Annotated in this window: 18 protein-coding genes; 3 read left to right on the top strand and 15 right to left on the bottom strand. The window is 51.0% G+C overall.

Features of this window, described 5'->3' with window-relative positions; genetic code table 11:
• Window positions 1–295, top strand: a 295-nt coding sequence (locus QF669_08000) for a 3-hydroxyacyl-CoA dehydrogenase (protein MDP6457375.1), incomplete at its 5' end; no start/stop codon positions are given.
• Here the strand turns inward: QF669_08000 and aspS are convergent.
• The 15 genes from aspS to QF669_07925 all read right to left on the bottom strand — a co-directional run bounded on the left by aspS (window position 292) and on the right by QF669_07925 (window position 12204).
• Window positions 292–2073, bottom strand: coding sequence for an aspartate--tRNA ligase (aspS, locus tag QF669_07995; protein MDP6457374.1), 1782 nt, complete (start codon window positions 2071–2073; stop codon window positions 292–294). The two genes, QF669_08000 and aspS, sit on opposite strands and share 4 nt — an antisense overlap.
• A gap of 77 nt (window positions 2074–2150) precedes the next feature.
• Complete coding sequence (gene atpC, locus QF669_07990) at window positions 2151–2552, bottom strand: ATP synthase F1 subunit epsilon (protein ID MDP6457373.1); 402 nt, start codon at window positions 2550–2552, stop codon at window positions 2151–2153.
• A gap of 24 nt (window positions 2553–2576) precedes the next feature.
• Complete coding sequence (gene atpD / locus QF669_07985) at window positions 2577–3977, bottom strand: F0F1 ATP synthase subunit beta (GenBank protein ID MDP6457372.1); 1401 nt, start codon at window positions 3975–3977, stop codon at window positions 2577–2579.
• 10 nt (window positions 3978–3987) lie between these two features.
• Window positions 3988–4848, bottom strand: coding sequence for an ATP synthase F1 subunit gamma (atpG, locus tag QF669_07980; GenBank protein ID MDP6457371.1), 861 nt, complete (start codon window positions 4846–4848; stop codon window positions 3988–3990).
• Window positions 4849–4857: 9 nt separating this feature from the next.
• Window positions 4858–6387 (bottom strand): F0F1 ATP synthase subunit alpha, encoded by a 1530-nt coding sequence (gene atpA / locus QF669_07975; GenBank protein MDP6457370.1) that lies wholly within the window; start codon window positions 6385–6387, stop codon window positions 4858–4860.
• Between the two features lie 25 nt (window positions 6388–6412).
• Entirely contained in the window at window positions 6413–6946 is a 534-nt protein-coding gene (gene atpH, locus QF669_07970) for an ATP synthase F1 subunit delta (protein MDP6457369.1), read from the bottom strand.
• Entirely contained in the window at window positions 6936–7442 is a 507-nt protein-coding gene (gene atpF / locus QF669_07965; GenBank protein ID MDP6457368.1) for a F0F1 ATP synthase subunit B, read from the bottom strand. Before atpF ends, atpH begins: the two co-directional genes overlap by 11 nt.
• A 94-nt stretch (window positions 7443–7536) precedes the next feature.
• Window positions 7537–7779, bottom strand: a complete 243-nt coding sequence (locus tag QF669_07960) for an ATP synthase F0 subunit C (GenBank protein MDP6457367.1) — start codon at window positions 7777–7779, stop codon at window positions 7537–7539.
• 86 nt (window positions 7780–7865) lie between these two features.
• Window positions 7866–8723 (bottom strand): F0F1 ATP synthase subunit A, encoded by an 858-nt coding sequence (atpB, locus tag QF669_07955; protein ID MDP6457366.1) that lies wholly within the window; start codon window positions 8721–8723, stop codon window positions 7866–7868.
• A gap of 9 nt (window positions 8724–8732) precedes the next feature.
• Window positions 8733–9026, bottom strand: coding sequence for a hypothetical protein (locus QF669_07950; protein ID MDP6457365.1), 294 nt, complete (start codon window positions 9024–9026; stop codon window positions 8733–8735).
• A 29-nt stretch (window positions 9027–9055) separates the two neighbouring features.
• Entirely contained in the window at window positions 9056–9295 is a 240-nt protein-coding gene (locus tag QF669_07945; protein MDP6457364.1) for an AtpZ/AtpI family protein, read from the bottom strand.
• Window positions 9296–9351: 56 nt separating this feature from the next.
• Window positions 9352–9780 (bottom strand): polymer-forming cytoskeletal protein, encoded by a 429-nt coding sequence (locus tag QF669_07940; protein ID MDP6457363.1) that lies wholly within the window; start codon window positions 9778–9780, stop codon window positions 9352–9354.
• A complete protein-coding gene (locus tag QF669_07935; GenBank protein MDP6457362.1) occupies window positions 9767–10576 on the bottom strand; it encodes a M23 family metallopeptidase in 810 nt (269 codons plus the stop codon). Before QF669_07935 ends, QF669_07940 begins: the two co-directional genes overlap by 14 nt.
• A gap of 1 nt (window position 10577) precedes the next feature.
• The gene (locus QF669_07930) at window positions 10578–11450 is read right to left on the bottom strand and encodes a ParB/RepB/Spo0J family partition protein (GenBank protein MDP6457361.1); all 873 of its coding nucleotides are present in this window, start codon (window positions 11448–11450) and stop codon (window positions 10578–10580) included.
• Window positions 11428–12204, bottom strand: coding sequence for an AAA family ATPase (locus QF669_07925; GenBank protein MDP6457360.1), 777 nt, complete (start codon window positions 12202–12204; stop codon window positions 11428–11430). The genes QF669_07930 and QF669_07925 overlap by 23 nt, the downstream gene beginning before the upstream one ends.
• Before the next feature lie 169 nt (window positions 12205–12373).
• Here QF669_07925 and QF669_07920 point away from each other — a divergent pair, with 169 nt between their 5' ends.
• Together QF669_07920 and kbl are read left to right on the top strand one after the other, a co-directional pair.
• Window positions 12374–13393 carry an NAD-dependent epimerase/dehydratase family protein gene (locus tag QF669_07920; protein MDP6457359.1) on the top strand — a complete coding sequence of 340 codons (1020 nt, stop codon included), beginning with the start codon at window positions 12374–12376 and terminating at the stop codon, window positions 13391–13393.
• A 125-nt stretch (window positions 13394–13518) separates the two neighbouring features.
• A complete protein-coding gene (gene kbl / locus QF669_07915) occupies window positions 13519–14700 on the top strand; it encodes a glycine C-acetyltransferase (GenBank protein MDP6457358.1) in 1182 nt (393 codons plus the stop codon).
• Window positions 14701–14728: the final 28 nt, after the last annotated feature.

The following is a 14728-nucleotide window of genomic DNA, read 5'->3' as shown; positions in this document are numbered from 1 at the left end:
CCCACCTGCATACAGAGATGACATCATCCTGGCAGGTAAAGGTGGCCGGACAGCTATGACCGTGGCCCTGAAGGGTTACCGAGTTCAGGGCAAAATTTCAGCCCACGATGAAACAGTAGCTAAGAAACTGGCTTACGTTCTTACAGGTGGAAACAAAGGCGGCTCTGCCAAACGGCTAGATGAACAGTACCTCCTTGACATTGAGCGTGAAGCATTCATAGCGCTTTGCGGCGAACAAAAAACCCAGGACCGCATCAGTTACTTCCTCAAAAAAGGTAAACCGCTCAGAAATTAGAGGTCGGCTTTCTTCTTCCTGATCTTGATCCCCAGCTCTTTCAACTGTTCCTGCGGCACTTCACTGGGTGATCCGTCCATCAGATTGAGAGCGCTGGTGGTCTTGGGAAATGCGATGACATCACGGATCTGAGTTGCGCCGGCAAGTATCATCACCAACCGGTCATAGCCAAAGGCGATACCGCCGTGGGGCGGCGCGCCATAGCTGAGCGCCTCCAGCAGAAACCCGAATCGTTCTTTAGCTTCCTTTTCTGGAATGCCGAGCAGCTCAAAGATCTTCATCTGGACTTGCGGATCGTGGTTCCTGATAGAGCCACCGGCAATTTCCCAGCCGTTGATGACAAGATCATAGGCCCGGGAGCACGCCGCCCCGGGATCGGAATCGAGCTTGTCCAGATCATCCGGTCGCGGCGAAGTGAACGGGTGGTGGAGAAACGTCCAGCCACCGTTATCATCCCGTTCAAACAGAGGATATTCGCGCACCCACACCGGCCGGAAGACGCCGGCATCCATCAAGTCATGGCGCCTGGCGATCTCGAGTCGTAGGGCTCCCATGGTGGATAGAACCGTCTCCCGTTCCCCGCCCACAGACAGCACGAGGTCACCCTCTTCCAAAGAGAGTGATTTGATAACATCCTGACGCAGTGCTTCAGCAAAAAACTTCGCAATCCCTCCTGTCAGATCTCCTTCCTTGCACCGCATCCACGTAACTCCGGCCAGTGGCGTCTTCTTCTCCTGAGAGGAGTAATCCATTACGAACTGGGAGAAACCATCAATCACCTTTCTGGAGTAGCTGTCGGCATCAGGTATCACAATAGCCTTCACGCATGGAGCAGATTTCAGCGCGTTAAAGTCCGACTGACACGCCAGCTCAGAAAAATCGACGAGCGGCAGATCGAAACGCAGATCCGGTCTGTCACTGCCATAGGTCTCCACAGCATCACGATACGACAATACAGGAAAGGGTGCGTCCAGCTGCACATCAATTATTTCTTTGAATACGACTGTTACCAGACCTTCCACCACCTGACGGATATCCTCCTCATCCACAAACGACATTTCGATATCGATCTGTGTGAATTCCGGCTGCCGATCAGCGCGGAAATCTTCATCCCGGAAACACTTTACGATCTGGAAATAGCGGTCGAAGCCAGCAATCATCAGAATCTGCTTATACTGCTGTGGCGACTGAGGAAGGGCGTAGAATTTGCCGCTATGGAGGCGACTGGGGACAAGGAAGTCCCTTGCCCCTTCCGGGGTCGATTTCATCAGGAACGGCGTTTCAATCTCCATGAAGCCGTTGCCACTGAGATGGTTACGCACAACCTGGGACGCCTCATGCCGGATCTGCATTGTGCGCTGAAGTTCATCCGTCCGCAGTTCCAGGTAGCGGTACTTCAGTCGAACTTCTTCCGTTGCGCTGTCGCGGTCACTCACCAGGAAGGGTAAAGGTGCCGCCTCGTTCAGGAGTTCTATATGCTCCGATTCGACCTCAATCTCCCCCGTTGTCAGATCGCGATTCACCGCACCTTTTACCCGCGCCCTGACTGTCCCCTTAACAGAAATGACGTCTTCCATCGACAGCTTCCTGGCCACGGCAAAGCTGTCGGGATGGGTTTCTTCGTTGAAGGTAACCTGGGTCGTCCCGTAGCGATCGCGTATATCTACGAAGATTACTCCCCCATGGTCTCGCGTTGTGGAAACCCACCCGTTCAAGACCACAGCGGCCCCGACATCGGAACTCTTCAGTTCACCGCATGTATGTGTTCGTTCAAACATGGCTCAACATCTCTCCAAAATAAAAAAACCGCCCTGAAGTTACGAGCGGTCAAGAACATTTGTCACTATCAAGTTATCTATTTCCGCCTTGCCACTTGCAATCGTGTTAAAGTTTTGACGACTGATCCACGAGCGCTTACATGATCTGCGTCGCTACCTTCTGAAGATAGCCGCTGCTTTGCCCGCTGGAAAGCCGTCTCAGCCCGACCCGTATCAATCTCCTGTGACCGCTCCACAGTTTCCAGCAGGAGCTGAACCTTTTCTTTTCGAATGTCAGCATAGCCACCACTTGTAGCGAGGTAGCTTTCCTTGCCGTTCTTCGTGATTTTTATCTCACCAACAACTATCGTAATCAAAGCCGGCCTATGATTCGACATAATACCGAAAAGACCGTCTGGAGCGGGACAGCGTAGATAAGATATATCTCCTTCATCCAGGATTTTTGTCGGTGTTACGATCTCGAGTGGGAAAGTGCTCATTTTCGTTCTAGCTGGTCGAGACCACTATCCTTCTATCTCTTTCGCTTTTTCCATCGCCTCATCTATCGTGCCCACATACAGAAATGCCCTTTCCGGAAGATCATCAAATTCACCGCTGATGAGTCTCTCAAAGGCGTCGATGGTGTCTTCCAGAGAAACATACTTGCCTGGCGTTCCGGTGAACTGTTCAGCCACGAAAAACGGCTGCGACAGGAATCTTTCGATGCGGCGGGCGCGAGCCACCGTCACTTTGTCCTCATCAGAAAGTTCGTCCAGTCCTAGGATAGCGATAATATCCTGTAGATCCTTGTACTTCTGTAAGATCCCCTGAACCTCTCTGGCGACGCGGTAGTGGCGTTCTCCAATAACCTGCGGATCCATGATACGTGATGTTGATGCGAGCGGATCCACTGCCGGATAGATGCCTAACTCAGCAATCCTCCGCTCCAGCACAGTAGTGGCATCAAGGTGAGCAAAGCTCGTGGCCGGTGCCGGATCCGTCAGATCGTCCGCCGGAACGTAGATCGCCTGGACGGACGTGACCGATCCTTTCTTTGTAGATGTAATCCGTTCCTGCAGTTCACCCATCTCCGTAGCCAGCGTCGGCTGATAGCCTACCGCTGACGGCATGCGGCCCAGGAGTGCTGACACTTCCGAACCTGCCTGAGTAAAGCGGAATATATTATCGATAAACAAAAGTACATCTTTGCCTTCTTCGTCGCGAAAGTATTCCGCCATAGACAGCCCTGACAGTCCCACGCGCAGGCGGGCGCCGGGCGGCTCGTTCATCTGGCCAAACACCATTACCGTCTTATCGATGACGCCCGATTCCTTCATCTCGCGATAAAGGTCGTTCCCTTCACGTGTCCTCTCACCGACTCCCGAAAAAACAGAATAGCCTCCATGATGTGTAGCTATATTGTGGATCAGTTCCATGACGATGACCGTCTTTCCTACGCCGGCACCGCCGAAAAGTCCTGTCTTGCCCCCTTTTGAGTACGGCTCAAGAAGATCGACTACCTTGATGCCAGTTTCCAGCATCTCTGTTTCAGTGCTGAGATCTACATGCGGTGGGCTCGGCCGATGGATGGGATACTTCTTACTCGTCTCCACCGACGCCATACCGTCGATGGGATTTCCCAGTACATCAAAAAGTCTGCCCAGGGTCTCCGGCCCGACAGGGACCGATATAGGTTCGCCGGTGTCGAGTACTTTGTGACCTCGAACCAGACCGTCAGTGGAATCCATCGCTACTGTACGGACGGTGGAGTCACCCAGATGATGGGCCACCTCCAAAACGAGCTTCCCGGAACCCTTTCTCTCAATCTCCAGTGCATTATTGATTTCAGGCAGGTGTCCATCATCAAAAACAACGTCCACTACAGCACCCATAATCTGCGATACTTTCCCTTGCTTCTCCATAATCCTTTCCTGTCTATCCTTGCATTGACAGCGCTTCGGCACCGCTCACAATTTCGAGCATCTCCTTGGTAATAGATGCCTGGCGCGCCTTATTAAACTCCAATGTTAAATCTTTGATCAGTTCACCCGCATTCTCCGTGGCGTTTTCCATAGCAACCATCCTGGCCGCCTGTTCACTGGCAAATGATTCCAGCAGATACCTCCACACCTGGATAGTCACATGACGGGGAACGAGTGACTGCACAATCTCTGACTTGGACGGTTCATAGAGCCGATCAACAGGTTTGGTCTCCCCTTCATCATAGACGAGGGGTAGAAGATCTTCGGCCCGTAATTCCTGAGTGGCTATATTTTTGAACCAGTTAAAAACAACCGTCACCTTGTCCACCGAGCCGCCCGTGAAATGGTTCACGATTCCTTCCCCAAAGCGGATCGCGTGTCCGAAAGAGAGATCGTTCCAAAAATCGGTATGTTCCTCCGTGATGTCGTAATCCCGCTTTCTAAAGTAATCATGCCCCTTCCGTCCGATGCAAAAAAGGTCGACATTTTGCTTTCCGAATGCGCTAATCACCTCTTCAGCGCGACGGATGATGTTGGAATTAAATGAACCGGCCAGACCACGGTCCGAAGTCACCACCACCACAGCCATCCGCTTCACTTCTCGCACTTCCAGCAGCGGCAACAGCTGCCTGTCCACCTCTGGCAGCAGTGACTCAATGACCCCGGAAAGACGATCGGCATACGGCCGAGCCTGCTCCATCCTCTCCTGGGCCCTACGCATCTTGGCGGCGGCCACCATTTTCATTGCTTTGGTCACCTGCTGGATACTTTTAACCGATCGGATACGCTCCCGAATATCTTTCAGATTTGCCATCTCAACGGATCACGCAGTGGTCATAAACCCATTCTTAAATTCATTGACAGCTTTCTTGAGCGACTCTTCACCCTCCGTATCGATCCGGCCGCTTTCTCTGATATCGCTCATGACCGAAGCGTAGTTTGCCTCCATGAAGGAATAGAAACCTTCTTCAAATTCCTTGACCCTTTCCATGGGAACATCGTCCAGATAGCCGCTGTTTCCAGCCCAGATCATAGCAACCTGCTTTTCCACATCCAACGGCACATACTGGTTCTGTTTAAGGATTTCTACCATGCGACCGCCCCGCGTCAATTGATCCTGCGTCGCTTTGTCCAGATCGGAGCCGAATTTGGCAAACGCCTCCAGTTCCCGGTACTGGGCCAAATCGAGGCGAAGCATACCGGCTACCTTTTTCATCGCCGTGATCTGAGCGTTGCCGCCAACGCGCGATACTGAAAGCCCCACATCGATGGCCGGCCGAACGCCGGAATTAAAAAGATTTGTTTCCAGGTAAATCTGCCCGTCAGTGATGGAAATTACGTTAGTGGGAATATAGGCCGCCACGTCACCCTCTTGAGTCTCAATGATGGGGAGAGCAGTGAGAGATCCGCCGCCGAGTTCGTCGTTAAGCTTGCTGGCACGTTCCAACAGACGGCTGTGGAGATAGAACACATCTCCGGGGAAAGCTTCCCGTCCAGGGGGACGTCTCAGCAGTAGCGACATCTGCCGGTAGGCGGCCGCGTGTTTTGAGAGATCATCATAGATTACCAGAGCGTGTCCGCCGTTATCCCTGAAGTACTCGCCCATGGTACACCCTGAATATGGGGCGATGTACTGCATCGGAGCGGGATCGGACGCGTTGGCGGTCACCACAATTGTATAATCCATGGCGCCGTAGGCTTCCAATTGAGCTACAACGCGGGCCACCGTAGAAGCTTTCTGGCCGATAGCAACATAGACGCAATAGACCGGATAATCAGTATCTTGCGTGAATTTTTGATTTATGATTGCATCGATAGCGATGGCGGTTTTTCCCGTCTGTCTATCACCGACGATGAGTTCCCGCTGCCCCCTGCCGATGGGGATCATACTGTCGATGGCCTTCAAACCGGTCTGTAACGGTTCCTTCACCGGCTGCCGAGCCAGCACACCAAGCGCTTTGCGCTCGATGGGTAACGTTTCGTCCGTATCGATAGTTCCTTTGCCATCAATGGGATGACCCAGAGGGTTTACCACCCTGCCCAGCATGGCTTCACCCACAGGCACATCCACTACATTACCGGTCCGCTTAGCCATATCGCCTTCTTTTACGAGATGACTCTCACCGAACAACACCAAACCGACATTGTCTTCTTCTAAGTTCAGCGCTATACCGAAGACGTTGTTCTTAAACTCCACCAACTCCGAACTCATCACATTTTCGAGACCGCTCACCCGCGCCACGCCGTCTCCCACCTCCAACACTTCCCCAACTTCTGAAACGTCAATGGAGACGTCGAACTTGTCGATCTCAGCTCGCAGTAATTCTCGAATCTCTTCAGTCTTCATATCCATCTCTTACACTATCCTTTACTCAACTTCAGATTAACTGTCTCTTCAATTTCTCAAGATTACCTTTGATCGATCCGTCCAGAAAATCGTTCCCCATCCGCAGCCTAATACCGCCGATCATTTCAGGATCCATCGTCGAAACAAACTCGACGCACCTCTTTGTGATCTTACTCAAGGCCCCTACCACCCGTTCATTCTCCTCGTTTAACGGTTCTTCCGGAAAAGTTGCAGTAATTAATACAAGATTCAGCTCTTGTTGTCGCAGCAGATCGAACGAGTGAGCAGCCTGATGAAACAGATGCTGCTCCCTCGCGGCTGCCAGAACACCAAAAAACTCAGAGACAATAGGATGAACGGCTTCTGCCACGACTCTCTCAAGAATTGCGGACTTCTCTTGAGCCGGGATACGTCTTGTCTGAAAGAAAGAACGAAAAGTCGGATCCTTGCGGAGGAGATGGCTGACCGTCTGCATAGAGTTGTGGACAGCATCAATGGCATCCATTCCCCTAGCGACGGACATCAGAGCCACAGCGTATTTTTTCGCCTTCCGCTCAGACTTCATCCATGGACCCAACCTTTTTCAGCGATTCATTGATGATGGCGAGATTGTCCTCCTTGGAGAGGTTCCTTCGGATCAGTTTTTCGGCCACCTGGATGGAAAGATCCACAACTTCAGCTTTGATCTCCACCAGCGCTTTATCCTTCTCCACTTCAATCTGCTTTCCAGCCTGATCAATGATCCCAGTAGCCTTATCTCTGGCAGCCTGAAGGATATCATCTTTCATTTTTTTAGCTGCGGCTTTCCCTTCAGCTACAATAGTCTGAGCCTCTCCCCTCGCCCCGGCAACAATTTCCTCCGATTCATGCTGAAGTCGTTCTAGCTCTATCTTCGCCTTTTCAGCATTTTCAAGAGACTCCCTGATCTTGTTTTCACGGCGTTCAAGAGCATCCATCAGAGGGCGCCAGACGAACCTAGCCAGTACTCCCAGAAGAGCGAGGAATGTGACAATTGTCCAGATGAACAGACCCGGCTCAATTCGAACTAATGGATTTTCCATGAGTTATCCTCAGCTTTATATCATTTTCAATTGAGAGCAAAATGTCTGCCGCATCATCTACAAAGGATGCGAGATGCTCAATTGAAAAGAGTGGCTATTTCATTAAGACAATAAGCAGGCAGAACACTTCACCGAGAATAGCTACCCCTTCGAGCAAGAAGAGGGGCAGGTTCACGGCGGCTGTGATTTGCGCTGCCGCTTCTGGCTGACGAGCAATAGACTCAGCGGCGGCGGCTGTGAATCTGCTGATGCCGTACCCGGCTCCGGAAACAATTAATCCCAGACCGATAGCCGCGCCGAAATAGTGAAGCGTTGATCCGCCACCTTCAGCAGCCATGGCTGGCGTTGCCATAACCGTGAAAAGAAACAGCATGATTGGAATTACAATCGACCGTCTCATTTACATTTCCTCCTTTTTTCCATTTAGTGATGGGGATGGATCGCCATCCCGATAAAGATTGCTGACAGAAGCGTGAAAACATATGCCTGAATAAGAATCACTATAATTTCCAGACCCGAGATCGCCACATTCAACGGTACAGAGACAAAGACGCCAACCGCAATCCCGGCGGATGGACTGAACATTTCACCGAAGACGAATATGAATGACATGATGGATAGAATTGCGATGTGGCCTCCGGTCATGTTCGCTGCCAGTCGCATCGTTAATGCAAAAGGTTTCACAAACATAGCGATAATCTCAATTGGGACAAGAATAAAGTAGATGAGAAAAGGTTGCCCCGGTGGTGCAAGATTTTTCCAGTGCCCCAGAAATCCGTGCTTCAAGCTTCCGGCGGCTATGATGCCGAAGAAGGTGACAGTCGCCAGACCGGCGGTGACATTAAAGTTGCCAGTTGCCGTGGATCCACCCGGCATGATGTCAAAAATCGGGATCAGACCTAGACTGTTTGCCGTTAAGATAAAGAAGAAAAAAGTGAGAATAAGGGGCGCCCAGACACGGGCAAATTCAGCGCCGACATTAGGCCGCACCACTTGGTTGCGAATGAAATCTACAACACTTTCGAAAGCGTTGGTAAACCCGGTGGGGACAGGATACTCCTCCTGCCGATAGCGTTTTGTAGCAAAATACGAAATCGAGAATACAACAACCGCTGTCACCCACAACATCACCACATGCTTGGTGATTGAAAAATCAATACCAAAAAATGTCGGAAGGGTAATCAGGGGTTCACTATCCGACACATGGTGCAGTATTATGCCGCCGATTTCCGTCAGAATATCGCCGTGAGCTTCACCGTGATCTGCTTCTGCAATTTTCATGTTTCGGGTCTAATTATCAGAATTAACACTCAAAAATAGACGACTAAAATAAAACGCCTCGGCCAGATGTAGAAGCACAAAAACGAACACAAAAGATATAACAAAGGGGGTAAGCTGAAACTCAGTAAAGACGGCCAACAATCCTATGCACACTCCATACAGCACCAGCCGCAACATGAATCCTGTTACATTTGCCTTCATCAGTTTTAGTGGATCGCGATCCGTCATTTTCCTTATCAGTAGGAAGGTAGACAAATGAACCAGCAGCGGAACCACAGCTCCAAGAAAAATCGATTCAATCATCGTACTCCACAACCATTCAGTCTCGAGATCTATTTCCTGAACACCACTTTAGCCATCTCATAGAACCCGATCACCAATCCGATAATTAATCCTGCTATCAAGAGCCACGGAGATGTATCCAGCCATTTATCGAGGAAATAGCCCGCAAGGGAAAGTCCAATGATCGCCCCAATCAAAGTGTAGGAAGCGGCTATGTATGGTCCAGACTGGTGCACGTTGCGGGAGAATATTTGAGCAACTTTTGCCAGAAACGATTGGTCAGCGGGCATAGCCGTTTTCAGTTAACCTGGTGCGGATCAGCGTAATAAACTTAGACAAGCGCCAGTCAGGTGACTTCTCCGGTCGGCCTTGAAACGTCCTCTTGCGGAGCAAGCGGTTGCGAAGCCACCACCATCTTCGCAGACCCCTCCTGTTTGCCGCGGGAGGCGATATCACAGCGGCCCACAAAATTTGCTCCTTCTTCAATCACCAGCTGCTTATAGACAATATCACCCTTCACGACCGAATGGCTACGCAACACTACTTTACCATTAGTAGTCACATTACCCTCGATTACACCGCCAATATAAGCATCAGAAGATTTCACATTGCCCTCAACATGGCCGGATCTGGTTATCCGTACAGAACTCTCTGTGATAACATTGCCGTTAACCTTGCCGGCGATGATAGCACCACCTTTAAGGAGAATGTCACCGCTGACGACAGCGTCCTCACCGATCATGGTTTCAACATGTTTCAGACTATCCTTTGTCATCTGAGCTCACTGTAAGATCCTGATTCTGGTACTGAATGATGTACGCCCTCGGATCGACCGGGTTACCATTTTCCCAGATTTCAAAATGAAGATGCGGACCTGATGATAGTCCGGACTCACCCACCAGGGCGAGCACGTCGCCCCTGCCGATCCATTGACGTTCTTCCGCAAAATTGCGCTGATTATGACCGTAGAGGGAAAAGTAGCCGTCGCCGTGGGAGATAATCACCAGGTTCCCGTAACCGTATGTCCAGCCCGAAAATACCACCAGACCGGAAGCGGTGGAGTGAACAGCTGAACCAGCCTTGGCAGCTATATCTAACCCGAGATGATCTTCAGACCGGGCCAGCGGACTCTTGAAATAATCCTGGGAAATAAACCCTTCCACCGGCATATACGATGGAATATTCTCGCGAAATGAGAGGGGTATGTTTTTGCCGACACCCGGTCCCAATTCGGATTCGAACGTGTCAACAGCTTCACGCTGAAGGGCTACTTCCAGGTCCATACCGAGGGACTGCCTGATATAGCTGTCCATCTCCCTGATTCTCTTCAAATCCTTAAGCATAGCAGCCAACTTCAACCGCTCATTCATGAGTGTCGTGTGCTGACTCTTCATTTTCTCATAATCGATCACTCGCGGCGTAAAGAAAAAAACTGTGCTTATACCGGCGGCGACAATAAGTATAGCTGCGATTACAGTGAATCTGTAGCCTCGACGGCTGATACGAAATCTTTTCGTTTCCTCCCCATCTTCAGACATAAGCAAGACAGTATACTTACGATTGGAAGCCATCTCACTCCTCTATCTCTGCAAAAAGATCAAGCAGTCGCTCGAGGTCCGAGTCCGAGTAATATTCCACTTCAATGATGCCGCCTTTCGATTTGGAACGGATGTTAACCTTTGTACCAAGAATCGAAATGAGATCATCTTCAACTTGCCGCATGTCCGACGACTTCTGAATGCGTATTCTTTTCTTTTTTCTCCCTTTGACAGGAGCACCCGAGACAAGCTGTGCAACCAGCTCTTCGGTAGTACGCACCGATTCCTGCCGCTCTACGATTCTCTTCCACAACTTCAGCATCTGCTGCGAATTCTTCAGCGCCAGCAGGGCTCTGGCGTGTCCCGCGGTGATCTGTCCTTTTCTCAGGCTTTCCTTGATTTTTTGCGGCAGTTTCAGCAGGCGGAGGGTGTTGGAAACAGTCACCCGGTTCTTCCCCACCGCCTTGGCGATCTGGGTGTGAGAAAATCCGTATTGCTTGTTCAAGACAGCATAAGCTTCGGCCTCTTCAATAACATTCAAGTTTTCTCTCTGGATATTCTCGATGAGCGCATATTCCATCATTTCTGCATCATCATCGATTTCCAGAACGCGTGCCGGGATGTCAGTGAGACCCGCAATTCTTGCTGCACGCCAGCGACGTTCGCCCACAATAATCTCATAGCCACCATTCCGGTTGCGAACGGTAATAGGCTGAATAATGCCCTTCTCTATGATGGAATACGCCAGCTCTTCCAGACTTTTCTTATCAAACTCCTGCCGCGGCTGATGGGGATTCGGCGAGACAAGATCAAGTGCTACCTGCAGGACTGAACCGGAATCGACTGTCTCTTCCGTTGTCTCCCTTATAAGGGCGCTGAGTCCTCTACCGAGACGCTTTGTTGTCACGTTCCAGTATCTCCTCTACTAATGCCAGATAATCCTGCGCCCCCGGTGAGTTAGCCTCGTACAGCAGAATCGGCTTGCCAAAGCTGGGAGCTTCTCCCAACCTGACGTTGCGGCGAATAGTTGTGTTGAATGTGCTTCCCTTGAAATGGTCCCTGACTTCCTTCTCAACCTGTTTCGAAAGGTTAAGCCTGCCATCGTACATAGTAATAAGCACTCCCTCGATATCCAACTTCTTATTCAGATGTCGCTGCACAAGTCGGATTGTTTGCAAAAGCTGGCTCAGTCCTTCCAACGCAAAGTATTCACACTGAATAGGGATAAGAATCGAATCCGCTGCCGAGAGTGCATTGATAGTCAGCAAACCGAGTGAAGGGGGGCAGTCCAGCAAGATATATCCATAGTTATCCACCACCGTCGCTAATGAATCTCTCAGACGGTATTCCCTGGCAATAATACCGACAAGTTCAATCTCGGCCCCCACAAGATCGTGAGTGCTGGTGATGACATCGAGGTAGTCAAGGGACGTTTTACAGATTCCACTTTCAATCTGTGTCCCGTTAATCAGAATATCGTAGATGGTGCTGGATTCAGGTTCAATCAAGTCGGAAAGGCCGGTGGTTGCGTTTGACTGAGGATCGAGATCCACCAGCAGCGTCTTCTTTTCAGAAACGGCCAAACCGGTAGCGATATTGACGGCTGAAGTTGTCTTGCCGACACCACCCTTCTGATTTGCCAGTGCGATAATTTTAGTCAACTGATCCTCTTGAAAATTCTGAACATGAAATTTACCGCCAGTACTAAGGAGAAACAAGAACATCTCCCATCATCAGACGGCATTCTCCCGACGAGAAATGATGAGATTATTCTTGCAGACAAAAACACTCTCACCTAAATTGATTCCACCATTGCTTCTCTAACCATCTATGCGAAAACCTGTCATTCTAATCACCGGCGCCAATGGCGAAATCGGACACGGCCTGATCAGGTCTTTGAGCAAAAAAGGTGGCCCGCCCATCGTTGCGCTGGATATCAATCAACTTGACAGTTCACTGAATGACAATGTCCGGGATGCTATCCTTGGCAACGTTCTTGACCGCAACCTGCTGGAACGTCTTAACGCTGAATTCGAAATCTCAGCCATCTATCATCTGGCAGCTGTACTGAGCACGCGCGCGGAGTTTTCGCCGATGACTGCCCATCACGTGAATGTAGGCGGCACCATCAATATGCTAGACCTGGCCATGGAACAGGCAGCAAGTCGGAAGAAAACGGTGCAATTCTTCTTCCCCAGCTCCATAGCCGTCTACGGCATGGGAGTCGGAGAGAACAAAGGGAGCGCAGGTTCCATCACAGAGGACGATTTTGGGCACCCCGAAACAATGTACGGCTGCAACAAACTTCACTGCGAAAATCTCGGCATCTACTTTTCAAACCACTATAAGCGTCTGTCAGTTGAGTCATCGGCAGGGTTAGTCGATTTTCGAGCTATCCGTTTCCCGGGGCTGATCAGTGCTCATACCCTCCCCTCCGGAGGGACTACCGATTATGGACCCGAAATGATCCACGCCGCCGCCCAGTCACAACCGTACTCCTGTTTTGTCAGCGAAATAACCGCCCTGCCGTTCATGACCATGCCTGACGCTATTCGGGCCATTGTTCAGTTGATGAACACACCGCCTGACAATCTTTCCAGATCTGTTTACCACATCATGGCTTTCAGTGCCGCCGCACACCAATTCAAAGAGAAGATCGTCTCATATTTCCCAGAGGCAGAGATTGAATTCTCCATCAGCGATAAGCGACAGTCAATAGTTGACAGCTGGCCCGCGGAGGTGGATGATTCCGCAGCACGGCGCGACTGGGGGTGGAATCCTGAGCACGATTTTGAGAGCGCCTTCGACGATTACCTCATTCCAGAGATTCGAAGAAGGTATGCAGGATAACTGTGGAGAAATGTAAGACCGATAGTATTTCGCTTGATCAACACTTCTGACTGATGACCAATTGTCTCGCCCTCCCTTTCTCTATTGACCAACTGATGTTTCCGGCTAACTGACGGGGAACAACGGTGGATTCCATCAGACCTAGATTGGCAGATGAACTGAAAAGCATCCGCGACGCCGGCCTCTTTAAGGACGAGAGGATTATCGAATCTCAGCAGCAGGCTGAAATTCAGGTGAAGGGAAACAGTGTCGTCAATTTCTGTGCCAACAACTACCTCGGCCTTGCCAACCACCCCGTGCTAATCGAGGCGGCGCGGGAAGGTGTAACCAGATGGGGCTTCGGTCTCAGTTCCGTCCGCTTCATCTGCGGCACACAGACGATCCACAAGCAGCTGGAGCAAAAGATATCTCAATTCCTTCAGACAGACGATACCATTCTCTACACCTCCTGTTTCGACGCCAATGGCGGTCTGTTCGAAACACTCCTCGGCCCGGAAGATGCGGTCATCTCCGATCAGTTGAATCACGCCTCTATCATTGACGGCATCCGGCTGTGCAAGGCAGAGCGGTTCCGCTACCCCAACGGTGATACGGGTGAGCTGGAGAATATTCTTCAGAAGACGCAGTCCCATCGCACCAGACTCATCGCCACCGACGGCGTCTTCTCCATGGACGGCGCTGTGGCCAGACTGGATGAAATCTGCCAACTGGCGGAGAGACACGACGCGTTGGTGATGGTGGACGACTCCCACGCCACTGGCTTCTTCGGTCCAACGGGCAGGGGATCGATTGATCACTGCGGCGTCATAGGGCGGGTGGACATCATCACGTCGACCATGGGCAAAGCGCTGGGCGGCGCCAGCGGAGGATTCACATCGGGGCGGCAGGAGATAATCGATATCCTGAGGCAGAGATCACGACCCTACCTTTTCAGCAACACGCTGGCCCCTGCCATTGTCTGCGCTACTATTGCATGTCTCGACACGCTGTCGGAAACCACCGAACTGCGGGACCGGCTGGAACAAAATACGCTCTACTTTCGGGAACAGCTGACAGCGGCCGGATTTGACATCAAACCCGGCGTACATCCCATCGTCCCCATCATGCTGAGAGACGCCAAACTGGCGAAGGAGATGGCCGCCGATCTGCTGGAGGAGGGAATCTACGTCATCGGCTTTTCTTATCCCGTGGTACCGAAGGGTGAGGCAAGAATCCGGGTGCAGATCAGCGCGGCGCATACGCAGGAGCATTTAGAGAGGGCTGGGGCGGAGTTTGTTAAAGTGGCGCGGCGGCACGAAGTAATCTAAGCCAAAAAACGAGAGTCAAGTCGGAGCG

The sequence above is a fragment of the Candidatus Neomarinimicrobiota bacterium genome (genome assembly GCA_030743815.1).
Lineage (GTDB): Bacteria > Fidelibacterota > Marinisomatia > Marinisomatales > S15-B10 > UBA2146.
This window is presented reverse-complemented; position numbering and strand designations above follow the sequence as displayed.